This window comes from Neorhizobium sp. T25_27, from assembly GCF_002968565.1.
Classification (GTDB): domain Bacteria; phylum Pseudomonadota; class Alphaproteobacteria; order Rhizobiales; family Rhizobiaceae; genus Neorhizobium; species Neorhizobium tomejilense.
In genome coordinates this window covers 235,023-259,176 of record NZ_PVBJ01000001.1, presented here as the reverse complement: position 1 = coordinate 259,176, position 24,154 = coordinate 235,023, and the positions used below count along the sequence as shown (strand labels likewise).

Annotated in this window: 22 protein-coding genes; 11 read left to right on the top strand and 11 right to left on the bottom strand. The window is 62.0% G+C overall.

All coding sequences use genetic code 11. The annotated features are described in order from the left end of the window. Positions 1–24: 24 nt before the first annotated feature. The gene (locus C5J24_RS01370) at positions 25–2,277 is read right to left on the bottom strand and encodes a TonB-dependent hemoglobin/transferrin/lactoferrin family receptor (RefSeq protein WP_105415037.1); all 2,253 of its coding nucleotides are present in this window, start codon (positions 2,275–2,277) and stop codon (positions 25–27) included. 406 nt (positions 2,278–2,683) lie between these two features. Further along, positions 2,684–5,806 carry a bifunctional proline dehydrogenase/L-glutamate gamma-semialdehyde dehydrogenase PutA gene (gene putA, locus C5J24_RS01365; protein WP_105415035.1) on the bottom strand — a complete coding sequence of 1,041 codons (3,123 nt, stop codon included), beginning with the start codon at positions 5,804–5,806 and terminating at the stop codon, positions 2,684–2,686. Between the two features lie 110 nt (positions 5,807–5,916). On the opposite strand from putA, the gene C5J24_RS01360 reads away from it, so the two are divergent. The 3 genes from C5J24_RS01360 to C5J24_RS01350 all read left to right on the top strand — a co-directional run bounded on the left by C5J24_RS01360 (position 5,917) and on the right by C5J24_RS01350 (position 7,769). Next, complete coding sequence (locus C5J24_RS01360; RefSeq protein ID WP_038544317.1) at positions 5,917–6,378, top strand: Lrp/AsnC ligand binding domain-containing protein; 462 nt, start codon at positions 5,917–5,919, stop codon at positions 6,376–6,378. A gap of 216 nt (positions 6,379–6,594) precedes the next feature. After that, positions 6,595–7,260, top strand: a complete 666-nt coding sequence (locus tag C5J24_RS01355) for a LuxR family transcriptional regulator (protein ID WP_245441043.1) — start codon at positions 6,595–6,597, stop codon at positions 7,258–7,260. A 38-nt stretch (positions 7,261–7,298) separates the two neighbouring features. After that, positions 7,299–7,769, top strand: coding sequence for a PAS domain-containing protein (locus C5J24_RS01350; protein ID WP_105400458.1), 471 nt, complete (start codon positions 7,299–7,301; stop codon positions 7,767–7,769). Positions 7,770–7,800: 31 nt separating this feature from the next. Here the strand turns inward: C5J24_RS01350 and C5J24_RS01345 are convergent, their stop codons facing one another. The 4 genes from C5J24_RS01345 to C5J24_RS01330 form a co-directional block, all read right to left on the bottom strand. Next, positions 7,801–8,949 (bottom strand): DUF2333 family protein, encoded by a 1,149-nt coding sequence (locus tag C5J24_RS01345; protein ID WP_105415032.1) that lies wholly within the window; start codon positions 8,947–8,949, stop codon positions 7,801–7,803. Between the two features lie 136 nt (positions 8,950–9,085). Then, on the bottom strand, positions 9,086–10,024 hold the full coding sequence (locus C5J24_RS01340) for a hypothetical protein (protein ID WP_105415030.1): 939 nt from the start codon (positions 10,022–10,024) through the stop codon (positions 9,086–9,088). Positions 10,025–10,124: 100 nt separating this feature from the next. Further along, positions 10,125–10,571: a pseudoazurin gene (locus C5J24_RS01335; protein ID WP_046666567.1), complete on the bottom strand. Its 447-nt coding sequence runs from the start codon at positions 10,569–10,571 to the stop codon at positions 10,125–10,127. Positions 10,572–10,732: 161 nt separating this feature from the next. Further along, entirely contained in the window at positions 10,733–11,314 is a 582-nt protein-coding gene (locus C5J24_RS01330; protein WP_105415028.1) for a thymidine kinase, read from the bottom strand. A gap of 197 nt (positions 11,315–11,511) precedes the next feature. Between C5J24_RS01330 and C5J24_RS01325 the strand changes: the two genes are divergently transcribed. The 5 genes from C5J24_RS01325 (at position 11,512) to C5J24_RS01305 (ending at position 15,733) form a co-directional block, all read left to right on the top strand. Then, on the top strand, positions 11,512–12,468 hold the full coding sequence (locus C5J24_RS01325) for a choline ABC transporter substrate-binding protein (protein WP_105415027.1): 957 nt from the start codon (positions 11,512–11,514) through the stop codon (positions 12,466–12,468). Positions 12,469–12,549: 81 nt separating this feature from the next. Beyond that, on the top strand, positions 12,550–13,392 hold the full coding sequence (choW, locus tag C5J24_RS01320) for a choline ABC transporter permease subunit (protein WP_046633742.1): 843 nt from the start codon (positions 12,550–12,552) through the stop codon (positions 13,390–13,392). Beyond that, complete coding sequence (gene choV, locus C5J24_RS01315; RefSeq protein ID WP_105415025.1) at positions 13,389–14,441, top strand: choline ABC transporter ATP-binding protein; 1,053 nt, start codon at positions 13,389–13,391, stop codon at positions 14,439–14,441. The genes choW and choV overlap by 4 nt, the downstream gene beginning before the upstream one ends. Before the next feature lie 99 nt (positions 14,442–14,540). Continuing rightward, entirely contained in the window at positions 14,541–15,290 is a 750-nt protein-coding gene (locus C5J24_RS01310; RefSeq protein WP_105415023.1) for a HugZ family protein, read from the top strand. 122 nt (positions 15,291–15,412) lie between these two features. Further along, a complete protein-coding gene (locus C5J24_RS01305) occupies positions 15,413–15,733 on the top strand; it encodes a helix-turn-helix transcriptional regulator (protein WP_037076453.1) in 321 nt (106 codons plus the stop codon). 135 nt (positions 15,734–15,868) lie between these two features. Here the strand turns inward: C5J24_RS01305 and C5J24_RS01300 are convergent, their stop codons facing one another. Further along, entirely contained in the window at positions 15,869–16,249 is a 381-nt protein-coding gene (locus C5J24_RS01300; protein ID WP_105415021.1) for a response regulator, read from the bottom strand. Between the two features lie 4 nt (positions 16,250–16,253). Then, positions 16,254–18,257 (bottom strand): GAF domain-containing protein, encoded by a 2,004-nt coding sequence (locus C5J24_RS01295; protein WP_105415019.1) that lies wholly within the window; start codon positions 18,255–18,257, stop codon positions 16,254–16,256. 319 nt (positions 18,258–18,576) lie between these two features. Between C5J24_RS01295 and C5J24_RS01290 the strand changes: the two genes are divergently transcribed. Further along, positions 18,577–19,905 carry an aspartate aminotransferase family protein gene (locus C5J24_RS01290; protein ID WP_105416545.1) on the top strand — a complete coding sequence of 443 codons (1,329 nt, stop codon included), beginning with the start codon at positions 18,577–18,579 and terminating at the stop codon, positions 19,903–19,905. 77 nt (positions 19,906–19,982) lie between these two features. On the opposite strand, the gene C5J24_RS01285 is transcribed toward C5J24_RS01290, so the two are convergent. Beyond that, a complete protein-coding gene (locus C5J24_RS01285) occupies positions 19,983–20,963 on the bottom strand; it encodes a hypothetical protein (protein ID WP_172723808.1) in 981 nt (326 codons plus the stop codon). Between the two features lie 196 nt (positions 20,964–21,159). Next, positions 21,160–21,999 (bottom strand): alpha/beta fold hydrolase, encoded by an 840-nt coding sequence (locus C5J24_RS01280; protein WP_105400449.1) that lies wholly within the window; start codon positions 21,997–21,999, stop codon positions 21,160–21,162. 275 nt (positions 22,000–22,274) lie between these two features. On the opposite strand from C5J24_RS01280, the gene C5J24_RS01275 reads away from it, so the two are divergent. Next, on the top strand, positions 22,275–22,715 hold the full coding sequence (locus C5J24_RS01275; RefSeq protein WP_105415015.1) for a MarR family winged helix-turn-helix transcriptional regulator: 441 nt from the start codon (positions 22,275–22,277) through the stop codon (positions 22,713–22,715). Here C5J24_RS01275 and C5J24_RS01270 read toward each other — a convergent pair. Then, positions 22,712–22,993 carry a hypothetical protein gene (locus C5J24_RS01270; RefSeq protein WP_105415013.1) on the bottom strand — a complete coding sequence of 94 codons (282 nt, stop codon included), beginning with the start codon at positions 22,991–22,993 and terminating at the stop codon, positions 22,712–22,714. The genes C5J24_RS01275 and C5J24_RS01270 overlap by 4 nt on opposite strands. A 1-nt stretch (position 22,994) precedes the next feature. Here C5J24_RS01270 and C5J24_RS01265 point away from each other — a divergent pair, with 1 nt between their 5' ends. Beyond that, positions 22,995–24,101 (top strand): branched-chain amino acid ABC transporter substrate-binding protein, encoded by a 1,107-nt coding sequence (locus C5J24_RS01265; RefSeq protein WP_105415011.1) that lies wholly within the window; start codon positions 22,995–22,997, stop codon positions 24,099–24,101. Positions 24,102–24,154: the final 53 nt, after the last annotated feature.

Below are 24,154 nucleotides of genomic sequence, written 5' to 3'. Positions count from 1 at the left end.
AGGCGCCCCCGCCCCTTGCCTGGATCAGAACCGCTGGGTCAGCGAGAGTTTGAAGGTGCGGCCGGGTTCGGAGTAGAATTCGCGCGATTGCACGGCGCTATTCTGCCTCACTGTTGCGTAATCGTAATAAGTCTGGTCGAACACGTTATAGATGCCTGCGTTGATCTTCAGGCCCTTGACCTGCTCCGGCTCCCACCATGCGGTCAAATCGACAATTCCGTATCCCGGGGTCTTGAAATATGTGCCGCCGAGACCGTCGTTGCTCAGTGAAGACAATACCCCGATCCAATCAAGCCCGACGCCCCATGTTTCGGTATCGTAACCCACGCTTCCAACCGCCTTGAGCGGAGCCACAGAACGCAGGAACGTATGGTTGACCAGATCGTTGCCACGGGCAAAAGCAAGTCCGCCGCCAATCCGGAAACCGTTGTCGAATGTCTTGTGAACGCTGGCCTCCACGCCGAAGATTTCAGCACGGGCAATATTTTGGTAGCCGGTTACACCAAAGGGGAACTGGGCCGGATCGTAGCCTGCAGCAATGGTTTCAGCATCGCTGAAGCCGCGCGCATCGATGAAGTTCTTGTAACGGTTGTAGAAGAGGTTGACGCGACCGCCGAACCTTTCGTCGCCAAGGTTTGCGCCCAGTTCAAAACCATGGCTGGTTTCGGCCTCCAGATCCGCGTTGCCAAGCCGCAAGTAAGTGCCTGGTCCACCGAAGACGCTGTAGAGTTCACCAGCCGTCGGCGCACGGAAGCCCATCGCCCACTGGGCGAACAGTTCGACATCATCATTCACATCGTAACCGAGCCGGAGCTTCGGAGACAGCGCCCAATCCTCGAACCCCGCGGGAAGCGCGGGATTGCTGGCATTGTCGTCGTAGGCTGCGGTCATCTTCGGCGCATGGCGAACCCAGTCGAACCGGAGACCTGGCGTCAGGGTGAAGGCGGAATTTTCGAAACCGATCTCGTCCTCGAGATAGAAGCCGATGCGGCTCGTCTCGACCTTTGGCGTATCGGCCTGATTGGTATGCAGGTTAGCGCAGGCTGAGAAGCCAGGCGGATAGACGCCGGGGCTGATCTCCGGCGGGCAATTGTCATAGCCTGCGGAATATTGTTCCGAGATTACGCGCGCCAGATCGAAGCCAAAGGTAAACTTGTGGTCAAGAGTACCGGCATCGACGTTCTTTTCCAACGCGCCGATCAGGCCGAAGCTATCCACTTCGTACTCATTGCGGCGGCTGATCGGCCCCACCACCGAGTTCGAGCGATATCCGTCATAGCCGTCTACGGTTCGCTGGTTCATATAGTAGAGTGAGGCCCACGCGCTATCGATAACACTGTCATCGCTCTGCGATTGGTACTTGTAGTCAAGTGAAACGCGGTCGCGGTCGGTTTCCTTGACACCGTCGTAGTCTCCCGCCCGATAGTTGCCAGCTGCCGACTGCGAGGTACGTAAGTCCGTATCCCTGTCCCGACGGAAACTCTCGGCGGTAAGGCCGAAAATATGGCCGCCCTCGAATTCGTGGCGCAACTTGAAGAGCAGATTGTATTGGTCGTATTCGGAAGGATTTGCCTCGGTGCGTGCGGTACTGAGAGCGTCCACGCTGCCATTCGTCTTCCGCTCCTGCCCCTTCTTGTATCCGCCCTGAAAAAGGATCGAGGTATTCTCGATCTTCTTCGCGACACCGACCGAACCGAAGCCGCTCGTATCAGCGCTGTCATAGCCGGTCCGAGCGATGCCGCCCCAATCACGGCCCTCGCCGATGAGGTCTTCCGGCTCCAGCGTCCTGAGACCTAGAACTCCGCCGAGGGCACCCGGGCCGGCTCGGCTGGAATCAGCGCCACGCACGACATCAACGCCCGAAAGCGAGCCGAAATCGAAAGCATCGACGCCGCCGGTCGCGCCACGCGTGACATCGTCGATGAACGGCGTCGGGATGCCATCGACCGTCGTCAGCACGCGGTTTCCTTCAAGGCCGCGGATGTTGATGGCGCCGGTGGTGCGGTTGAAGTTGACGCCGGGTTCGGCCACGCGACCGAGATCCTCGACATTGGTGATCTGCTTGTTTTCGATCTGCACCTGTGTGGTCGTAGTCGCCAAAGGCGTATCCGCGACACCACCTGGCTGCGCTGTCCTCGCACCCTTGAGCACGATCGGCTTCAGCGTCGTGTCCGTCTGGGGCTGTGCGGCCTGTTGGGCGGCCGCGCCACAGGCGAGGGAAAGCACCGCGAGCGCGGTGCAGGTGGCAAGGGTGGATCGCAGACGTCGCGTGACCATGACTGTCCTTTCAACAGGGCACACGAAACCGTCGGCGCGCGCGAACGCACCGGAAAGGCGGCGGCCCTTTTTCAATTCTGGCAAGAATGTGGCGGGAGGCAGGAAATGCCTTATTCATGCCATTAGAAAACATGAGTGTTATTGTCAATTATTAAAACATGACTCTAATCATCATATTTAAGCGAGCCTGATCCGATGGCAAAAATACAACAGGCGGAATGCAAGAAGGCCCGGATCGCTCCGAGCCTTTTGGTTCTGGGTAGTCGTGCCGTCCTCGGGGTTAGTCTAGAAATCCCTTGCTGCGTCCGGCCCTGAAAGTTGGCCCCGGCGCCTCGCTTTCGCTCGGCGCGTTCGTCACTGCAATCGATTCACTGGATCGATTGCTCCGGCTGCGCCGGACCGTTCCTCACCCCTCCCCGATTGCGATCAGGCTGGCGTTGCCGCCGGCGGCGGCGGTGTTGACGGAGATCACCTGCTCTTCGGCAAACCGCATCAGATAGGCCGGGCCGCCAGCCTTGAAGCCGGTGCCGGAAAGGCCGGAGCCGCCGAAAGGCTGGGTGCCGACCACGGCGCCGATCATGTTGCGGTTGACATAGACGTTGCCGGTATCGAGCGCCTCCGTCATCTTGCGGATCGTCGACTCGATGCGGCTGTGGATGCCGAGCGTCAGGCCGTAGCCGGTGGCGTCGATCGCCGAAAGCACCTTGTCGAACTCCTTTGCCTTCCAGCGCACCACGTGCAGGACCGGGCCGAACACTTCCTTGGTCAGCACCGCGGCGCTGTCCAGTTCGATGATGTGGGGAGCGAAGAAATTGCCGGTCGCCGGTGCGCCTCCGGCATAACGTATCTTCTGTTTTCTGGCCCGCATGTCCGAGATGTGGTCGGCCAGCGTTTTTTTCTGGTTCTCGTCGATGATCGGCCCAACATCGGTATTCTGTTTTGCCGGATCGCCGAGATTGAGTTCGGCCGCCGCCCCTTCGATCATCTTCAGCATGCCGTCGGCGACATCCTCCTGCAGGAAGAGGATGCGCAGTGCCGAGCAGCGCTGGCCGGCCGAGCGGAAGGCGGAAACGACCACGTCGTCCGCCACCTGTTCCGAAAGCGCCGTCGCATCGACGATCATCGCGTTGATGCCGCCGGTCTCGGCGATAAAGGGCACAATCGGCCCGTCCTTGGCCGCCAGCGCCCGGTTGATCGCATGCGCCGTCTTCGTAGAGCCCGTGAAGGCGATACCGGCGAGCTTGGGATGCGCGGTGATCGTCGAGCCGACATCTGGGCCGCCCGGCACCAGCGCCAGCACTTCGGCCGGAATGCCGGCCTGGTGGAACAGCTTGATCGCCTCATAGGCAATCAGCGGCGTTTGCGGCGCCGGTTTTGCGACCACCGTATTACCGGCCACCAGCGCCGCCGAAATCTGGCCGAGGAAGATCGCCAGCGGGAAGTTCCACGGCGAAATGCACCCGAACACCCCGCGCCCGCGCCAGAAATGACGGTTGTCCTCGCCGGTCGGTCCCGGCATCGTCGTCGGCATGGCGAAGAGTTCGCGGCCCTTGTCGGCGTAGTAGCGGCAGAAATCCACCGCCTCGCGGATTTCGGCGATCCCGTCATCCAGCGTCTTGCCGGCCTCGGCGGCAAGCAGCGCCAGCAGCCGGTCGCGGTTTTCCTCCATCAGCCCGGCGGCCCGCTCCAGGCACGCGGCGCGGATTTCCACCGGCTGGCGCGACCAGGCCCGGAAAGCCTTGGCCGCAGCAGTGAAGGCGGCATCCACATCGGCCGGCGTCGCGTCACGCACCGTGCCGATGATCTTCGAGCGGTCGGAAGGAGACCGCACCGGCTTTTCTTCCGTGTTGGAGGCGACGCCCGCCACCAGTGGCCCCGCCTTCACCTCGCCCCATGACCTGGAGACGCTCGCCATCAGCCGCTCGAGCTCGACCCGGTGGCCGAATTCGAAACCGGCGCTGTTCTTGCGGCGACCGTAGATGTCGGAAGGCAGCGGGATCTGCTTATGCCGGGCGCTGATGCCGTCGTCGAGGCCGAGCCGCGCCGATGGCCGTTCCAGCAGCTTTTCGACCGGCACCTGTTTGTCGCCCGCAACCGCCACGAAGGAGGAGTTGGCGCCGTTTTCGAGAAGCCGGCGGACGAGATAGGCAAGCAGGTCGCGATAACCGCCGACCGGCGCATAGATGCGGCAGGCGATCCGGTCGTTGCTTTCGAGCAGGTCGTCGTAGAGCGCCTCGCCCATTCCGTGCAGCCGCTGGAATTCGAAGCCGGTGCGGTCGGGGCCGGCAAGCTCCAGAATGGTCGAGACGGTCAGCGCGTTATGGGTCGCAAACTGCGGAAAAATCCGCGCCCGCTTGGCGAGAAGCTGCTGGGCGCAGGCGAGATAGGCAAGATCCGTTGCCGGCTTGCGGGTCCAGACCGGATAGTCCTCGATCCCCCGCTCCTGCGCCCGCTTCACCTCTGTGTCCCAATAGGCGCCCTTGACGAGCCGCACCATCATCCGCCGGCCATGCGTGGTGCAGAGCTGGTCGATATAATCGATCACTGTAGGCGCCCGCTTCTGATAGGCCTGGATCGCCAGCCCGAACCCGTCCCAGCCGGCAAGCGACGGGTCGGAGAAGGTAGCGGCAATCACGTCGAGCGACAGTTCCAGCCGGTCGGCCTCTTCCGCATCGACGGTGAAGTTGAGCTGGTGTTCCTTGGCCATGCGGGCAAGGTCGAGAAGGTCCGGCACCAGTTCGGCCATCACCCGGTCATGGTGCGTGGCGAGATAGCGCGGATGCAGCGCCGAGAGCTTGACGGAAATACCCATCCGGTCGGGAAGCTGCCTGCCCTTGCCATACTTTTTCATATGCGCGCCGATCGACTGGATCGCGTCGGCATAGGAGCGGAAATAACGCTTGGCATCTTCAGCCGTGCGGGCGCCCTCGCCCAGCATGTCGAAGGAATGGCGGTACCCTTTCTCCTCGCTCTTGGCGGCCCGGACAAGTGCATCCTTCATCGTCTCGCCGAGCACGAAATGGTGGCCGAGGAAACGCATCGCCTGCTTGGTGGCGGTGCGCACGGTCGGCAGGCCGACGCGCTTGACGAGGCCGCGCAGGATTCCCTCGGGCGTCTCGCCCGGGCCGATGACGCGCGCCGAAACCGCAAGCGCCCAGGCCGAGGCCGACACGAACCAGCTTTCGCCGGAGGCCTCATGAGTACTCCAGCCGCCTTCGCGCAGCTTGTCCTCGATCAGCCGGTCCTGGGTCAAGGCGTCGGGCACGCGGAGCAGCGCCTCGGCAAGCACCATCAGCGCCAGCCCTTCCCGGGTCGAAAGCCCATACTCGCGCAAGAAGTCCTCGACGCCGCCGACCTTGCCGGCCCCGTCGCGGATGGCATTGACCATCCGCCGCGCCCGCTGGTCGATCGCCGCGTCCTGCGCCGACGTGAAGCTGGTGCGGGCGGCAAACTGCCGGATCAGCCGGTCGTCGTCACCGGCATAGGGCGCATTGAAGGGAATGAAGGGCTCGGTCAGAATCTGGCTCATACGCATCTCCGTTTCATTCTCTCCATAGCGGGAATTTCCTGGTGATTTCGGCGGATTTTCATGGCATTAACGAAATATCTCACGGCAACTCTGACAAAACGTAGCGAAACATGAAGGACATCGACCGTCTCGACCGAAAAATCCTCCGCGCGCTCCAGAAAGAGGGGCGCCTGAGCAATCTCGAACTCGCCGATCGCGTCTCGCTTTCACCCACGGCGACCGCCGAACGGGTCAAGCGGCTGACCCGCGAAGGATACATCACCGGTTATAGCGCTTTGCTGTCGCCGGAAAAGCTCGGGCGCAATCTGCTCGTCTTCGTGCAGGTCAAGCTCGACCGCACCACACCCGATGTTTTCGACGCCTTCGCCGCCGCGGTGAAGCGCAGCGACGACGTGATGGAATGCCACATGGTGGCAGGTGGGTTCGATTATCTGGTGAAGGCGCGGGTCGCCGGAATGGAGGCCTATCGGCAGTTCCTCTCGGAGGTGATTCTCCCGCTTCCGGGGGTCAGGGAAACCCACACCTATGCCGTCATGGAGGAAATTAAGGGAACCGGATATATCCCTGTATAAATCTTGAGCCGGTAACTCCATGAATTCATGGAAATAAAGTGAGCCTGTATCGGAAAATGTGCCAATTTCTGCTGCAGCGCAGGAAATTTCGCTGGCTATTCAAATCGATTTGTATATTTGTTAACGATCACATAACTCACCTGTCTGCTCGCCCGCATGATCACTTTGGAACGGCAATCGATTCTGAACAGCGAGATTTCCGCCGCGGATTCGCGGGTGGAAATATTTGCTGCTCTGAAGCGCGTTGCCCACGAGTTCGGGTTTCGGCACATCACGCTTTTCGCCGCCACCAGAGCGGATGAGACGCTTTTGTCGAGGATGATCGTCGAGACGACGCTGCCCCCGAGCTATGTCCAGGAATTTGACCGCCGCCGCCTTTTGAAGCTTTGTCCGGTTGCGCCGATCATCTCGAAATCCGCCCTTCCCTACTGTTGGTCGATCGACGATCCCGAAAGCGTGCGCGGTTTCCCGGTTCCGGTCGAGACGGACGAATTGCAGCGCCGCTACGACATCATCACCAGCGTCGCGATGGCGTTACATTCGATCGATGGCGGCCGTTTCATGCTGCGCTTCGACGGTGTCCGGCATCGGCTGAGCCAAGTGGAGCTCAACGAGATCGGCATGATCGTGCTGCATGCGTTCGATGTCTTCGACAAGCTCCGCCGCAGTGCCAGGACCGGTACCGCAGGCCCCCTCACCACCCGCGAACTGGAGGTCGTCCGCTGGACGGCGCAGGGCAAGACATCCTCGGAAATCGGCCGGATTCTTTCCCTCTCGGATCATACCGTTAACGCATATATGACCAATGCCATAAAGAAACTGGATTGCGTCAACCGCACCCAGTTGGTAGCTAAGGCATTGAGATTGAGACTCATAGTGTAAGGTTGGGGCGTTATCTCCCGGCCTATGGGAGAAAAAGATTGACGTTTTGGGTCGAACACACCGAAAAACGCGTCAATACTCAATACCGGGAAATGGGACTCTCTGCAGACGAGGTGGTTGAACTCGCCTCGGCCTTTCGTTTTTACGGTTATTGGCGAATCGATCTGGACACCGGCCACTTCTTCGCGACGGAGGATGTCTGTCGCATCCTCGGCCTGGAACCGAAGGACGGTCCCCTGAACATGGTCGCCATCATCGCGCGGATCCATCCCGACGATATGCCGCAACTGATGGAAACCTTCGAGCGCGCCAGCGGCGAACGCCTGACCTATCACAACATCTACCGCGTCAAGGCCGATGCCGAGCATTACAAATACGTTCGCAGCGTCGGCAAGTTCCGCGACAAGCCGGGCACCAGCGGCGAGGTCGTTGGCATGACCTACGAGTTCTTTGCCGAACGTCCAGGCGTGACGTTCTTTCTCGACGAACCAGATCTCCCGAAAACCTGACTCCTTAAAAACCCAACCGGTGCCGGCCGGCTTAGCGGTCCAGCACCGAGCGCAATTCCACCAGGTTCGAGCGGACCCGGAGAGTGTAGAAGCCCATCACCGCCAGATGGCTCGGCATGATCCAGCCGTCTTCGCGGCCGTTGGAAATGATCGCCGGCTGGATGCGCAGCGCCGACTTGAACTGCGACAGCGTGTCGGTCCAGAGCGGCCCGATATTGCGCTCGCGGATCACCTGGGAGAAATCCGCGCCTGCCGCCGAAAGCACCGCATAATAGCCGTAGAGCTGGCCGTAGGCGAACCAGAAGCGGTCGTCGGCACGCGTATCGAACCAGCCGGCATTGTAGTTCTCCGAACGCTCGCGCAGGATCGCCGACGTGCCGCCGAGATCGTTGGCGATCCGGTCGATGAACTGGATCAGGTTGTCGGCGCGGCTGTCGAAGGTCGCGTTGCAGGTGGTCAGATCGGTATTGAAAGCCCTCAGCTTGCCGATCGCCGCGCGATAATAGCTCGGTGTCGGGGTCTTCGGCCCGAAGGGGCTGAGCCCGAAATACCAGGAATATTCGTCGAACTGCAGGTTGCCGCGGGCATCCTGGAGATTGTTGTTGATGCTCGACGTTCCGCGCACGCGCCCAAGCGAATCGACGAGTTCCGTCGATGTGCGCCGCACCGCCTGATTGACGCCGCGCTGGAACGAGGCCTTGTTGTCGAGGAAGGGGGTATGATCCCAGTCGATGCCGAAGAACCCGAGCCGATAGAGCAGCATCGAGGAAATCCAGGCATTCTGGTTGACGTTCATGTCGGTTAGATCGGCGGCCGCATCGACGATCGCCGACGACTGGCACTGCCTCGCCCCGGTCGCCGGAGCGGTCGCATTGGCGCTTGCCGGAGCCGTTGCCGGCAATTCCTGGCCGGCCGGCACGTTACGCTCCGACCAGCGATAGCTGTCGACGAAATTCGGATTGAAATTGGTCCAGACCTGCGTCTGCCACAAGAAATAGCCGTAGAGCCCGAACATCAGCACCAGGAAGGCGAGGATGGGGCCCTTCACCATCCAGTGGCGCTGACGGTACCAGCCGTGTGCGGCCATGAACGGCCAGACGATCCAGGCGATCAACAGCCCTATGCCTCGCCCGACGGCCTGGCCGATTCCTTGAAAGAAGGCGGTAATCCGGTCGAGCATCGCTGTCTCCTTGTGAGGCGGGGTGCATCCGATTTGGCTTGGCTCACACATATGTGCTCGGCGTCACAAGCACAACGGGGGCGCAACGTTTCGCCGCAACCGCTGGAAACGGCCGCGTAGCCGACCCTCGGCAACCCTATTGGGACCGGATGAGCTTGAAGCCGAAAACGGCCGGCAGTCGAAAGCCGCCCGTTCCGCCGTCAGCTTCGGCCGCCTCCCCCGCCGCCTCCGCGGGAAATCGTTCGGCGAATGCCTGATCGGCGCGATGCCGCCGGCGGTCGAGGCCGTGCAATGTCAGCAGCCCGCTTGAGAAGCGCTCGACCTCGGGGACCAGATGCGGAAAAAATTCGGGCTTCAGGCCGGCATCGCCACGCCCGCTGGCATCGGCGACAATCCGGTAGAGGATCAGAAGGTTTTCCGTGTCGGTGATCAGCTTGTGCAGAAGGATGTTGCAGATGCCCACCCGGGCGTTGAGCCCGGCGACGAAATCCTGGAAGACCTTGATCGCGGGTTCGGTGCGGCCGATCACGTCCAGGCCGGTCATCGCGGCACCGTCCTCGCCGCGCAGCTTTTCCATGATCTCCGGTCGGTGGTCGATAAGCGTCACCAGATCGCCCTCGCTCTCCTTCCGCTGCCCGATCAGGAAGTCGCGCTCCTGCCGCACCAGACCGGCCAGCAGATCGGCACGCCGCAGAAGTTCCGCAAGCCGGTTGAGCGGCACGGGGCTGCGCCAGCGCGCCTGCTGACGGCGGTGTCTGGCAGCCCCGGAAACGTAGCCGATCAGCGTTTCGAAACGGGTCGGCGTCTCCCGAGCGTCGAATTCCCGGGCGCAGATACCGATCTCGTCCGCCAGCCTCGCGACCAACCGGGCAGTTGCCGCGTCGACCGCCTGCCGCTCGGGCATCTCGGCCCTCAGCCGCTCGGCTTCCGCGGCCAGCTTCTCCTCATCCGGCAGGGCGAGATCCTCCGCGATTTCGGCAAGCAGGGACGAGACCGGGCCGAGCGCGTCGCGCATCGCCGCCAAAAGGCCGCTGATCCGCTCGATCTCGCCGTCGAAATTCTTAAAAGCCGCCACGCACATACTCCCGCCACCGGAAGAGAAGATAACGCCCCCGCAAAATTATGCCACGCCGTCCGGCCTCTATTGCCGGGAAAAATTGGGAAAGTCCGGTAAATCAAAGCCCGAGTTTGGCGATTTCCGCATCAAGGCGGTCCTTCGCCTTTTTCGGCATCTTGGCGCCCTTCACCGCGTCGAGATTGGCCGGGGCGTCGCCGACGACGATCACCGCGACCATGCCCATGCCGAAATGCGGCGTGCATTTGAAGACGTAGGCGCCCGGCTTGTCGGGTGTGAAGGAAATCTCCTGGCTGATCTTGCCTTTGATTTCGGCGGCGCCTTCCGGCATCAGGCCGGGCATCGAAACGACGTCGTGCCCCTTGTCGACCGGCACGAACCTGATCGTATCGCCCGGCTGCGCCTTCACGGCCGCCGGCTCGAACACCATGGCCTCGCCATCGCTGCCCTTGTTGAGCATCTTCACCTCGATTTCAGCGCTGAACGCCGGCAGGGCGAACAGGGCGAGGCTGGTGGCAAGGCTAAAGGTCTTGGTGGTCTTGCGCATGCGGCGAACTCCTGCTGGGAACCACCGCCCGGTCGGGCCGGGACGTTTCGGATGTGATACTTGGACATGTTTTCCAGCCGCAGACTTTGACTAGAATCAATTTCGCCACGTCGCCGCCGGTTTCCGCTCCGTACGGTGAACGGCGGCTTAAAATCCGGGCATCACTCGCAACGCAGCTGATCTTCCCAGTGCCGCCGGCAGAGCGAGACATATTTCTCATTGCCGCCGACATCCACTTGGGCGCCTTCGCGCACCAGCCTGCCCTCCTCGTCGAGCCTCACCACCATGGTCGCCTTGCGCCCGCAATGGCAGATGGTCCGCACCTCGCGCAGCTCGTCGGCGATCGCCAGCAGTTCCAGCGAGCCGGGAAACAGCTTGCCTTGGAAATCCGTCCTCAAGCCGTAGGTCATCACCGGGATGCCGACCCGATCGGAGATCCGTGCAAGCTGCCAGACCTGTTCGGGCGACAGGAACTGCGCCTCGTCGACGAACACGCAGGCGACCGGCTCCTCCGCATGCATCGCCTCGATGTCCGAAAAGAGGTCGTCGGATGGCCCGAAGGGGATGGCATCGGAGGAGAGCCCGATCCTCGAGGCGACCCGCCCCTGCCCGGCCCGGTCGTCCAGCGATGCGGTGAAGATCGCGGTGCGCATGCCGCGCTCGCGGTAGTTATAGGATGCCTGCAGAAGCATCGTCGACTTGCCGGCATTCATGGTGGCGTAATGGAAATAGAGCTTGGCCATATCTGCCTTCTGATCGCGATCGGGATTCGGGAAAAGCCGTCTTTGCCGAAAACCACAGGAAACTGTAGACTGCGCAATGCTGGGGGAGAAAGTCATAAATGTCGCAAATGCCCCCCCTCCTCCGCCGCGAATGCGCGCGCTTGCCTCGGCGCAGCATATATTGATAATGGCGGGAACCAAAAAAACGGGAGCAGCCCATGCGCATGACTACCTCACTGAAGACCACGCTCGCCGCCGCCGTATCGATCCTCGCGATCGTCGGCACCGCATCCGCCGCCGAACCGGAAGCCTGCAAGACCGTCCGGATCTCGGATGTAGGCTGGACGGACCTCGCCTCGACCAACGCCTCGTTCATCCAGGTTCTCGAAGCGCTCGGCTACAAGGCCGACGTCAAGACGCTCGGTGTTCCGGTCACCTATTCTTCCATGAAGAACAAGGATATCGACATCTTCCTCGGCAACTGGATGCCGGCCCAGCAGGGTGCCATCCAGCCCTATCTCGACGACAAGTCGATCGAGAGCATCGCCGTCAACCTCGAAGGCGCCAAGTACACGCTCGGCACCAATGCCGCCGGCGCCAAGCTCGGCATCAAGGACTTCAAGGACATCGCCACCCATAAGAAGGAACTCGACGGCAAGGTTTACGGCATCGAGCCCGGCAACGAAGGCAACGGCATGATCGTGTCGCTGATCGAAGCCAACACCTTCGGCCTCAAGGGCTTCGAGGTCGTCGAATCCTCCGAGCAGGGCATGCTGACCCAGGTCACCCGCTCTGACAAGGAAGGCAAGCCGATCGTCTTCCTCGCCTGGGCGCCGCATCCGATGAACGTCGCCCACCAGATCACCTATCTCGCCGGCGGCGACGCCACCGTCTTCGGTCCGAACTACGGCGGCGCGACGGTCTATACCGTGGCGCGCGGCGGTTACGCCGCCCAATGCCCGAACGTCGGAAAACTCCTCAAGAACGTGAAGTTCTCGCTCGACATGGAAAACACCATCATGGGCAAGATCCTCAACGACGGCGAGGACGCCGACGACGCTGCCAAGGTTTGGCTGAAGGCCAATCCGAAGGTCATCGAGCCCTGGGTTGCCGGCGTCACCACCTATGACGGCAAGGACGGCCTCGCCGCCGTCAAGAAGGCACTCGGTCTCTAACAGTCCTGAAAATGTTTCCGGGGCGGCGGATCGCCTGCCCCGGAGCCCGCCCTTTCTCTCCCTATGGACGGCAGTTTTCTCGTGGATTGGATCGCAGATCATCGAATACCTATAGGTTCCTGGGCGAAGGCGGTCGTTGACTGGTTGACGGCGAATGCCGACTGGTTCTTCGACTGGCTTTCCTCCGTACTCCTGGGAGTGATCAACGGCCTTTTGTGGTGTCTGACGACGCCGCATCCGCTGATCGTCATGGCCGCCATGACCGGGCTTTCCTTTTGGCTGCGCCGCTCCCTCGTGCTCGCGGCCTTCACCTTCTGTGGCCTGCTCCTGATCTTCAACCAGGGCTACTGGAAAGAGACGACCGAAACCCTGGCGCTGGTGCTCGCCTCGACGGCCGTCAGCATGGTGGTCGGCGTGCCGCTCGGCATCGCCGCTGCCCGCCGGCAATGGTTTTACGAAGCCATGCGGCCGGTCCTCGACCTGATGCAGACGCTGCCGAGCTTCGTCTACCTGATCCCGGCGCTGATTCTCTTCGGCCTCGGCATGGTTCCGGGCCTGATCGCCACCGTCATCTTCGCGATCCCGGCACCGATCCGCCTCACGCGCCTCGGCATCGTCTCGACCCCGAGTTCGCTGCGGGAAGCGGCCGTCGCCTTCGGCGCCACTCCGTCGCAGATCCTGCGCAAGGTGGAACTGCCCTTTGCCATGCCGCAGATCATGGCCGGCCTCACCCAGACGATCATGCTGTCGCTGTCGATGGTGGTCATCGCGGCGCTGGTCGGCGCCAACGGCCTCGGCGTGCCGGTGCTGCGCGCACTGAATACCGTCAACGTGGCGCGCGGCTTCGATTCCGGACTCTGCATCGTCATCCTGGCGATCATCCTCGACCGCATGTTCCGCACATCGACGGGAGACGGCCAATGACGGACTGCGTAGTCTTCGACAATGTCGACATCGTCTTCGGCGACAAGCCGGAACGTGCGCTGGCCATGGTCGACCAGGGCAAGACCCGCGACGAGATCAGTGCCGCGACCGGTATCGTCATGGGTGTCGCCAACGCCTCGCTCACCATCCACGAGGGCGAAATCCTCGTGCTGATGGGCCTCTCCGGTTCGGGCAAGTCGACGCTGCTGCGTGCCGTCAACGGGCTCGCCCCCGTGGTTCGCGGCAATGTCAGCGTCGCAACCCCCTCAGGTCCGGTCGATCCCTACAAGTCGACCCCGAAAGTGCTGCGCGACCTGCGCATGCACACCGTCTCGATGGTCTTCCAGCAATTCGGCCTTCTCCCCTGGCGCACGGTCGCGGAAAATGTCGGCTTTGGACTGGAGCTCGCCGGCGTTCCGGATGCCGAGCGTGCCAAGCAGGTCAACGAACAGCTCGAACTGGTCAACCTGACGAAATGGGCGGGCCGCAAGGTCGGCGAACTCTCCGGCGGCATGCAGCAGCGCGTCGGCCTTGCCCGCGCCTTTGCCACCGGTGCGCCGATCCTGCTCATGGACGAGCCCTTCTCGGCGCTCGATCCGTTGATCAGAACCCGGCTGCAGGACGAGCTTCTCGAATTCCAACGGCGGTTGAAAAAGACCATTCTCTTCGTCAGCCACGATCTCGACGAAGCATTCCGGATCGGCAACCGAATCGCCATCATGGAGGGCGGACACATCATCCAGTGCGGCACGCCGCAAGAGATCGTCCGCGCACCTGCCGACCAGTACGTCGCCGATTTCGTGCAGCACCTCAACCCGATCAGCATGTTGACCGCCGGCGACGTGATGCGGACCGGGGTGGGCCCCGTGGCAGGCGCCACGGCCGTCTCCGCCACCGCGCTGCCGACGACGCCGCTCGTCGATATCCTGGATGCGCTGTCGCGTCAGCCGGGCGCCATCGGGGTGGTCGACAACGGCACGATCATCGGCAGCATTTCCTCCGATGACGTGATTGCCGGCCTCACCCGCCATCGCCGCCGCGACGCCTAATAAGCCGAGCCACGAAGTCACCTTTCGTTTCGCCGCGCCGGATGCTATGCCGACGCCGAATGCGGCCGCCTCGCGGCGGACGAACAGGAGATCGACGAATTGGCCGACGAACGGCAGACCGACAAGCCGCAGGTGCTGCGCGATACGGATGACGACGCCCGCCGGCTTGCCCGCACGCTGGTGCGCGGCGCGCGTTACATGGCGCTGGCGGTCCTCGATCCGGAGACCGGCTTCCCCTCCGCCAGCCGCGCGCTCACCGGCACCGATGTCGACGGCGTGCCGGTCATCCTCGTCTCAGGCCTCTCCGGCCATACGAAAGGCCTGGTCGCCGATCCGCGCTGCTCGCTTCTGGCCGGCGAACCCGGCAAGGGCGATCCGCTCGCCCATCCCCGGATCACCGTCCAGTGCCTTGCCGAGAGCGTCGTGCGCGATACGCCCGGACATGCGCGCGTGCGCCAGCGTTTTCTGGATCGCCATCCCAAGGCTGCATTGTATGCAGATTTCGGTGATTTCCGGTTTTTCCGAATCACCCCGCAGGCAGCCTCCTTGAATGGAGGATTCGGCCGTGCATACATACTGACCGGATCGGACCTGGTGATTCCCGAGCCGGGGATGACAGCGGAATGGCTGGACCTGCAAGAAAAGTTAAAAAATATTCCGGAGCAAGCGCAAAAAATTGCAGCTCGTCTCGGCACGGAAAGCGGGAAAAACTGGCGCTTCGGAGGAGTTGACCGAGCTGGAATCGACCTTATCGCGGGAGATTTTCAACTCAGGCACGAATTCGACTTTCTTGCGGAGTCTCCCCAGGCCGTTCTTGATTATGTTTTTGAGATCGCTAACATACGATAACTGGTTACCTGAAATTTAGGGATATACAATCCCTTTTGCTCCTTGCTAATTTTCACCCATAGGACGATGGCCGAATTTTTGAGCGGGGGGCCGCTTTGGAATACGAGGGGAATTTAAGACATATGGATACGATGGCACTTTCTGAGCATTCCAACGCAGCCGCAGGCCTGCTGTCTGCCATGGCCAACCCGAAACGGTTGATGATCCTGTGCTGCCTGGTCAAGGGCGAAGTCGCCGTGGGTGCGCTTGCGTCGCAAGTGGGCCTCAGCCAGTCAGCACTGTCCCAGCACCTTTCCAAGCTGCGGGCCCAAAAGCTGGTGAAGACCCGCCGCGATGCGCAGACCATCTATTACTCCAGCTCGTCGGAATCGGTGATCAAGGTCCTCGAGACCTTGGAAGAAATCTACTGCGCTCCGGTACAGAAGAAATCAGCAGCCGCGTGAGAATGACAGCGCTGACATGACGTCACGCTGCCCTGCCCCAACCCCCGCCATGACGGCCGGGGGCTGGGGCATTTCCATGCCGGGCCGGCCGACGGGGTATCGAGCCTGCAGGCGCAAGGTCCGGGCATTCACGTGTCAGTGCCTGGCCATGCGACGCAGCGTGGCGGTCACTTTCTGCCAATCGTAGGGTTTGGAAAAGAACACGCTACGCTCCGGCAGATCGGCCTCGCTCAGACGGACCTGCCCCGACACGATGATGATCTCGATCGGCGGCCAGCGGTCGCGCACGGCGGCCGCCAGCTTCATGCCGTTCATGCTGCCGGGCATGTCGATATCGGTAAAGACGATGCGGATATCGGTGCGTGTTTCAAGGATCGTCACCGCCTCGTCGGCATCGGCCGCCTCGACCGCTTGGAACCCCGCGTCCTCCACCAGGTCCATTGCCATCATGCGCAGAAGGGGCTCGTCCTCGACAACGAGGACCGCCTGCTTTGTTGGCGGTGTGGATTGTCCCATCCGGTCAGTCTGCCTGTGCTAGCTGAAGGAGCACAGCTGTCATCTCAGCGCTGAACCCCGGTTGATCATAACTAACGAGGACACCGCCGGTTCCGATCAAACCCATCCGAATAAGCTTGGATCCGAAACCCTTGCGCTCCGGCTCGCGTGGAGGCGGGCCGCCTGTCTCCCGCCAGGAAAGATAGAAGATCGCGCCGTCTCCGGTGCCTTCGATGCGCCAGTCGATCGCCACCCGCCCTGTATCGTTGGAGAGCGCCCCATATTTCACCGCATTCGTCGTCAACTCGTGCAGGAGCAGGGAAAGCGAAAGCGAGCCTTTTGGCCCGAACCGCACGTTGGGACCCTGCGCGTCGATCCGGTCAGGCATGCCGATCCCGTTCATCGTCCGGTCGACAACCGCGTAGACAGAGGCGCTCGTCCAGTTCTGCTCGAACAGGATGTCGTGGGCGGTGCTGAGCGCATGCAGGCGCTTTTCGAAGGCCTCCACGAGGCCCCGCTCCGCTACCGGCCGGAGCGTCTGGGTGGCGATCGCCTGCACCATCGACAGCGTATTCTTCAGCCGATGGCTCATTTCCCTGTTGAGCATCTGCTGCTCCAGCTCGGCCTGAACCCGCGACATCGCGATCTGGATGCGATTGCCGAAGCTGCGGACGAAGGAAATCTCTTCCTCCATCCAGGGGTAAGGCTGGTCGTGATGGATGAAGGCGACGAGCCTGAAGCGCCCGAGTTCGAAGATCGGCACGTTGACGAGCACACGGATGCCAAGCGCAAGCAGCGCCGGCGCGTGGTCGCGGGTGCGCAGGTCGGTGGCGACGTCGGCGATGACAACGGCCTCGCCGCGCTTCAGGTCGTCGACAAAAGACCCGTAGTCCCGGAAGTGGTGCAGCCCGGCAAGGCTCTTGACGCCGGGCGCGCACCATTCGGGCGGCACCGACACCGTCTCGTCCGCCGCGTTGACGATGCCGAAACCGGCGCGCGTCGCATCAAGCGCCCTGGCCATCAGGTCGCCGGCAGCGATCGCCATCGATTCCATGTCGCTGAGGTCGCGCAGCCTGTCGCCGACATCGAGCAGGGCCTGCACCCGGGCGGCCTCCCGTTTGGCGGCGGTCACGTCCCTGACCGTGCCGATCATCTTGACCGGCCGACCCGCCTCGTCATGGCGGAAGCTGGCATTGCGCGCGATCCAGCGCACGCCGTATCCCGGCACGCGAATGCGATATTCGACGTCGAGCGGCGCATCCCCCTGCTGCCGGGACGTGTCGTCGGACTGCAGGCCCTTGTCCTGCGGCAGCACCATGTCCTCGAAAATCCGCGTCGGATAGGTCTCGGCGATCGGCACGTGGAATATCCGGCAGAACTCCCGCGAGACCCGCATCATCGAGGTGGCGATATCGATTTCGAATGTGCCGATCCTTCCCGCCTCCTGGGCCGCGAGGCTCGCATTGACGCTGGAGCGGATATTGGCGCTGATGGTCTTCTGGCGCCGGAACAGGTCGTCCTTGCGCTGCGAGATGCGGCGCATTTCGAGAAGCGCGACGACCTGCCGCGCAAGCGCCTGCAGCGCGGCCTTCTGCCCCTCGTCGAGCCCCTGCGGCCGAGGCTGCACGTCGATGACACAAAGAGTGCCGATCACCACCTCGTCCGGCGTGATCAGCGGCGCGCCGGCGTAGAAGCGGATATGCGGTTCGCCGGTGACGAGCGTATTGGCGCGGGTGCGCTGGTCGAGCTGCAGGTCGGGGATGACCAGCACGTCGGAACTGCCGAGCGCATGGGCGCAGACAGACTGCTCGATCGGCGTCTCGCATGCCTCGAAACCGACGCGCGCCTTGAACCACTGCCGGTCCCTCTCGACCAGGCTGACGAGCGCCACGGGCGTGCCGCAGAGCGTGGACGCGACAAGCACGATATCGTCGAACTCCGGCTCCGGCTCGGTGTCCATGATGTTATAGGCATCGAGCGCTTCCAGCCGCTCGATATGCATGTCTTCGTTGGGATCGGGATCGGCCAATGAGGGGTCTCGGAATTGAAGTTTAACGCGATATTGGCAGCTTTCGCCAAAAGACCAGAGAGGCGCAATCAAATTTCACCACCGGTGGAAACCGCGTTGAAATCTTGAGCCTTTATCGAAATCCGTACCGATCGCCCCACCCAGCAACGCCAGCCCGAATCGATTTCGCTCCAACGCAGGAATTCGCAGCGGTCCTTTGTTCGAAGGCGGTTGACGCCTCTGATCCCCCTGATAATTTGACCATGCAGTCAAAACTTGGTGCAATGACGCCGACCGGGAAATGGCCACCCGAAGAAACCGAATGGCCATGGAGAATGTCATGTCCAACCGCCTGAATACCACGCCCAACGATCTTCGGGCGTTCTGGATGCCGTTTACGGCAAACCGCCAGTTCAAACAGGAACCCCGCCTCTTCGTCGCTGCCAAGGATATGCACTACACGACCCATGACGGCCGCCAGGTGCTCGATGCCACCGCCGGCCTCTGGTGCGTCAATGCCGGCCACTGCCGCCCGAAGATCACCGAGGCGATCCGCGAACAGGCCGGCGAGCTGGATTATGCGCCCGCCTTCCAGCTCGGCCATCCGAAGGCGTTCGAACTGGCCAACCGCCTCGTCGATATCGCGCCCGAGGGCATGAACCACGTTCTCTACACCAATTCCGGCTCAGAATCGGTCGAGACGGCGCTGAAGGTGGCGCTCGCCTACCACCGCGTGAAGGGCAACGGCTCGCGGTTCCGCCTGATCGGCCGCGAGCGCGGTTATCACGGCGTCAATTTCGGCGGCATCTCGGTCGGCGGCATCGTCTCCAACCGAAAGATGTTCGGCACGCTTCTGACCGGCGTCGACCACATGCCGCATACCCACCTGCCGGGCAAGAACGCCTTCACCAAGGGCGAGCCGGAACATGGCGGCGACCTTGCGACCGAACTCGAGCGCATCGTCACCCTGCATGACGCCTCGACCGTCGCCGCCGTCATCGTCGAGCCGGTCGCCGGCTCCACCGGCGTGCTGATCCCGCCGAAGGGCTACCTCCAGAAGCTGCGCGAGATCTGCACCAAGCACGGCATCCTTTTGATCTTCGACGAAGTCATCACCGGTTTCGGCCGCCTGGGCGCGCCGTTCGCGGCACAGTATTTTGACGTCAAGCCGGACATCATCACCACCGCCAAGGGCCTCACCAATGGCGTGATCCCGATGGGTGCCGTGTTCGTCACCTCCGAGATCCACGACGCCTTCATGACCGGCCCGGAGCACATGATCGAGTTCATGCACGGCTATACCTATTCCGGCAACCCGATCGCCTCTGCCGCCGGCCTGGCGACGCTGGAAACCTACAAGGAAGAAGGCCTGTTCGACCGCGCCCGCGACATCGCCCCCTATTGGGAAGCGGGCCTGCATTCGCTGAAGGATCTGCCGAACGTCATCGATATTAGAAACCTCGGCCTGATCGGCGCGATCGAACTCGATCCGATCGCCGGCGAACCCACCAAGCGCGCCTTCACCGCCTTCCTGAAGGCCTACGAAAACGGCCTGCTGATCCGGACCACCGGCGACACGATCGCCATGTCCCCGCCGCTGATCGTCGAAAAGCATCATATCGACGAAATATTCGGGAAGCTGCGCGATATCCTGACGAGCAATATCTGAGCCTTTCATCTCGACACGGAAAAGGCGGCCGGGACGCCGCCTTTTTTCTTTTGTCATTACCGTGCCAGACATGGGCCTCAATCAGCCCACACGACCCGCATGTCCGCGATGATTCCGGCTATCGCCGATTGGCGCTCGGCGGCAAGGTCGGAGCCGTCGGCCGCGAAGTAGTTGATCAGCATCGGGATCTTTTCCACCATCGTATAGGCACTGACGCCTGAAACGGCGATCTTTCCCCGTTCCCGCAATGCCCGCTGTCCCAGATAGACGGCACGCTTGTCGCGTCCGAAAAATGGCGTTCCCTCCACCGGCGGATCCTGCCAGAACCGTGGCGTGAGTGGCCCCCTTTTCTCGTAGCGCTTTTGGAGGAGGTCAAGGTAAGAGGCCAGGTTTCCGGGAAGAGGCTCCTTGCCGCTATAGAATCGCATGACCGAGAAGACATGCTTGGGTCGGGTCTCCCGGCCGGCCTCGGACGTCTTCAGCGACTCGCAATCGATATCCAGCGACTGCAGTTCAGCAGCCCGTTTTGGCGGCGGGGTCAATGACTTCCAAACTTTTTCATGATAGCCGCCGCGCTTCGGATCAATCGCGCAAAACCCTTCCGGCACCCTCATGCCGACCTTCACAGGGCCGAAATCGAAGACCCGCACGCGCGGATCGTCCTTCTCGAAATCCTTGGCTGCCTGTTCGCCCCTCAGCCGTTTTGCATTTGCATCCGGTAGGGCTCTGGTCGGATCGGGATGGAACGTCGTCTCGAATTCCAGCTCGCCATCGACCTTGTAGGGACTGCATCTCCGCACCGCCCTGAGAGCCGATTGAGCGAAGGCCTCGTTGAGAGGCCCCTCGCCCCGGCTTTTGATCACCGCGTCCCCATCGAGGCTGTCGTCTGGCTTCAGTTTGAAAGCAATAGTCGCCGGCGTGTCGGCGCCCGTCGGCGTGGACCAGCAGCGTTGGATCTGCGCCTTGAAAGGCAGTTCCTCATCGGGAGCCGGCTGGGCCGCGTAAGCGCCAGCTGCCGCAGACAGTACCCAAAGCAGACAAGCAAGAAAAAGACGCACGAACCACCCCCATCCCATGGCCGGCCGCAGGCACGCCTGGCCGCCGAAGACAGTCCAAGAGCTAGGGTCGTGACGCATCGCTTCAAGCCTCGCAAGGTCCGCCGTCCGAAACTATTGCCCGGTGCCCATATGCGGGAAAGGCGGCCCGAGGGCCGCCTTCTAGGTTGCATGCCGGCAGATCATCCGGCCTTCGGCCTCAGCCCTTGAAGAAAGTCAGAAGATCCGCATTGATGACGTCTGCATGCGTGGTCGCCATGCCGTGCGGAAAACCTTCATAGACCTTCAGCGTGCCGTTCTTGAGAAGCTTGACCGCAAGCAGGGCCGAGTCGGCGATTGGGACGATCTGGTCGTCGTCGCCATGCATGACGAGAACCGGCACGTCGATCGCCTTCAGGTCTTCGGTGAAGTCGGTTTCCGAAAATGCCTTGATGCAATCGTAATGAGCCTTGGTGCCGCCCATCATGCCCTGCCGCCACCAATTGGCGATGACGCCTTCCGAAACGGTCGCGCCTTCCCGATTGAAGCCGTAGAACGGGCCGGCCGGAACGTCGCGGAAGAACTGGGCGCGGTTGGCAGCAAGCGCTGCGCGAAAACCGTCGAAGACTTCGAGAGGCAGGCCGCCCGGATTGTTGTCCGTCTTCAGCATGATCGGCGGCACGGCGCCCATCAGCACCGCCTTGGCCACCCGGCCGCCGCCGCCATACTGGGCAACGTAGCGGGCAACTTCGCCGCCGCCGGTCGAATGGCCGACATGGATGGCGTTTTTCAGATCGAGATGGGCGGCGAGCTCGGCAACATCGGCAGCATAGGTATTCATTTCGTTGCCGGTTTCGGTCTGGGTCGAACGACCGTGGCCGCGGCGATCATGGGCGATGACGCGAAAACCCTGGTGCAGGAAAAACAGCATCTGGGCGTCCCAATCGTCGGCCGAGAGCGGCCAACCGTGATGGAAGACGACCGGCTGGGCGTCCTTCGAACCCCAGTCCTTGTAAAATATCTGCGTGCCGTCCTTGGTGGTGATGAAATTGCTGGTCATGGTTCTCGTGTCCTTTCGAAACTGATTTTTCAATGACTGCGACATGAATGGCGGGCGCGGCTGTAAAAATGGCCGGCCGGACATTGATAGTACCGTTGCGTGTCGTTCCTTTGAACCGCACCCTTCGGATTATCGCGATCTCCATACCTCGATATTTGTTATCGCGATAGACATATGGGTAGCGGCACTCTCCGATCTTGTCTACAAAAATATTTATCGCGATATCAAAATTGTGCTATATGTCGGGAAGAACCTGGAACAGCACCGGAGCAAGCATGCCCATCTCCCCCCTTCCGCCGCTCGACGAGCAGCTCTGCTTTTCGCTCTATGCGGCCCATATCGCCATCAATCGCGCCTACAAGCCGATGCTCGACGAGATGGGCATCACCTATCCGCAGTACCTCGTCATGAGCGTGCTCGGCGAACAGGACGGCTCGACAATCGGCACGATCGCGGAAAGGCTGGGCCTGGAATCGAGCACCATCACCCCGCCCGTCAAGCGGCTCGAACAGGCCGGGCTGCTGGAGCGCCGCCGCAGCAAGACCGACGAGCGCCAGGTGCATGTCTGGTTGACCGACGCCGGCCGCATCCTGATCGCGAAGAGCACATGCCTCGGCGAAACGCTGATCGAACGGTCCGGCATGCCGCCGAAGGAATTCCAGGCTTTCAACCGTCAGGTCCGCGCCTTCCTCGGCGCTCTGGAGCGCAAGGCCTAGTTTCGCAAACGTCGCTGAATCTGGGCGGATTCCGGAATTTTGACGCGCTCCTTGGTGAAAATCACAAAAATCCATCCCGTTTTGTTATCTTCTTGCGGAATCCCGGCGAAATTCATACAGAATTGGCTGCCGACCGCCGAAAGCCAAAAATGGCTCGGCACGGTATCGACCGCATTGCTTTCCGTCCTTGGCACGACCGCGCCCGGCGCGATATCGAAGACGGAAGGTAGGGGTGCGGCGTTCACCGCGGGGTTGAAGCCCCCATCCAAGGAGACCAAGATGAACCTCAAGACGCTTCTGGGGGCAACGGCACTCGCCTCCCTGACTTTCGCTCCGCTTGCCCAGGCCGACATCGTCATCGGCCTGATCGCCCCGCTCACCGGCCCGGTCGCGGCCTATGGTGACCAGGTCAAGAACGGCGCCGAAACCGCCATTGCGGAAATCAACAAGAAGGGCGGCATTCTCGGCGAAAAGGTCGTCCTGAAGGCCGCCGACGACGCAGCGGAACCCAAGCAGGGCGTTTCCGCGGCCAACCAGCTGGTCGGCGAAGGCATCCGTTTCGTGGTCGGCCCGGTGACGTCAGGCGTCGCCATGCCGGCTTCCGATGCGCTTGCCGAAAACGGCGTGCTGATGGTCACTCCGACAGCGACCACCCCGGCCCTCACCAGCCGCGGCCTCACCAATGTGTTCCGCACCTGCGGCCGCGACGACCAGCAGGCCGTGGTTGCCGCCAATTACGTCCTGAAGGCCTTCAAGGACAAGAAAGTCGCGATCATCAACGACAAGGGTGCCTATGGCAAAGGCCTCGCCGACGCCTTCAAGGCAGCGCTGAACGCCGGCGGCGTCAAGGAAGTGCTCGACGACGCAGTCACCCCGGGCGACAAGGATTTCAGCGCGCTGACGACCCGCCTCAAGTCGCAGAATGTCGACGTGATCTATTTCGGCGGTTATCATCCGGAAGGCGGCCTGCTCGCCCGCCAGCTCGCCGATCTCGGCGTCAAGGCGACGATCATCGGCGGCGACGGCCTGTCGAACAGCGAGTTCTGGAACATCGGCACCAAGGCAGCGGCCGGCACCGTCTTCACCAACGCCTCCGACGCCACCAAGAGCCCGGATTCCAAGGCTGCAGCCGAAGCGCTCGCCGCCCGCAAGATCCCCGCCGAAGCCTTCACGCTCAACGCCTATGCCGCCGTCGAAGTGATCAAGGCCGGCATCGAAAAGGCAAAGAGCGCCGAGGATACGGAAGCGGTGGCCGCGGCCATCAAGTCCGGCGAACCGATCGCCACCGCCATCGGCAAGCTCACCTATGGCGAGACGGGCGACCTGACCTCGCAGAGTTTTTCCCTGTTCAAATGGGAAGACGGCAAGATCGTCGCCGCCGAGTGACATCTTTCAAGTCGCATCACCGGCGGGCGCCTTCGGGCGCCCGTTTGTTTTTG

Bases quoted from the DNA above. Each gene is read 5' to 3' on its own strand.
- C5J24_RS01370 (WP_105415037.1), bottom strand. From the start codon at position 2,277: ATGGTCACGCGACGTCTGCGATCCACCCTTGCCACCTGCACCGCGCTC.
- putA (WP_105415035.1), bottom strand. From the start codon at position 5,806: ATGAGCCAGATTCTGACCGAGCCCTTCATTCCCTTCAATGCGCCCTAT.
- C5J24_RS01360 (WP_038544317.1), top strand. From the start codon at position 5,917: ATGAAGGACATCGACCGTCTCGACCGAAAAATCCTCCGCGCGCTCCAG.
- C5J24_RS01345 (WP_105415032.1), bottom strand. From the start codon at position 8,949: ATGCTCGACCGGATTACCGCCTTCTTTCAAGGAATCGGCCAGGCCGTC.
- C5J24_RS01335 (WP_046666567.1), bottom strand. From the start codon at position 10,571: ATGCGCAAGACCACCAAGACCTTTAGCCTTGCCACCAGCCTCGCCCTG.
- C5J24_RS01330 (WP_105415028.1), bottom strand. From the start codon at position 11,314: ATGGCCAAGCTCTATTTCCATTACGCCACCATGAATGCCGGCAAGTCG.
- C5J24_RS01325 (WP_105415027.1), top strand. From the start codon at position 11,512: ATGCGCATGACTACCTCACTGAAGACCACGCTCGCCGCCGCCGTATCG.
- choV (WP_105415025.1), top strand. From the start codon at position 13,389: ATGACGGACTGCGTAGTCTTCGACAATGTCGACATCGTCTTCGGCGAC.
- C5J24_RS01305 (WP_037076453.1), top strand. From the start codon at position 15,413: ATGGATACGATGGCACTTTCTGAGCATTCCAACGCAGCCGCAGGCCTG.
- C5J24_RS01300 (WP_105415021.1), bottom strand. From the start codon at position 16,249: ATGGGACAATCCACACCGCCAACAAAGCAGGCGGTCCTCGTTGTCGAG.
- C5J24_RS01290 (WP_105416545.1), top strand. From the start codon at position 18,577: ATGTCCAACCGCCTGAATACCACGCCCAACGATCTTCGGGCGTTCTGG.
- C5J24_RS01280 (WP_105400449.1), bottom strand. From the start codon at position 21,999: ATGACCAGCAATTTCATCACCACCAAGGACGGCACGCAGATATTTTAC.
- C5J24_RS01275 (WP_105415015.1), top strand. From the start codon at position 22,275: ATGCCCATCTCCCCCCTTCCGCCGCTCGACGAGCAGCTCTGCTTTTCG.
- C5J24_RS01265 (WP_105415011.1), top strand. From the start codon at position 22,995: ATGAACCTCAAGACGCTTCTGGGGGCAACGGCACTCGCCTCCCTGACT.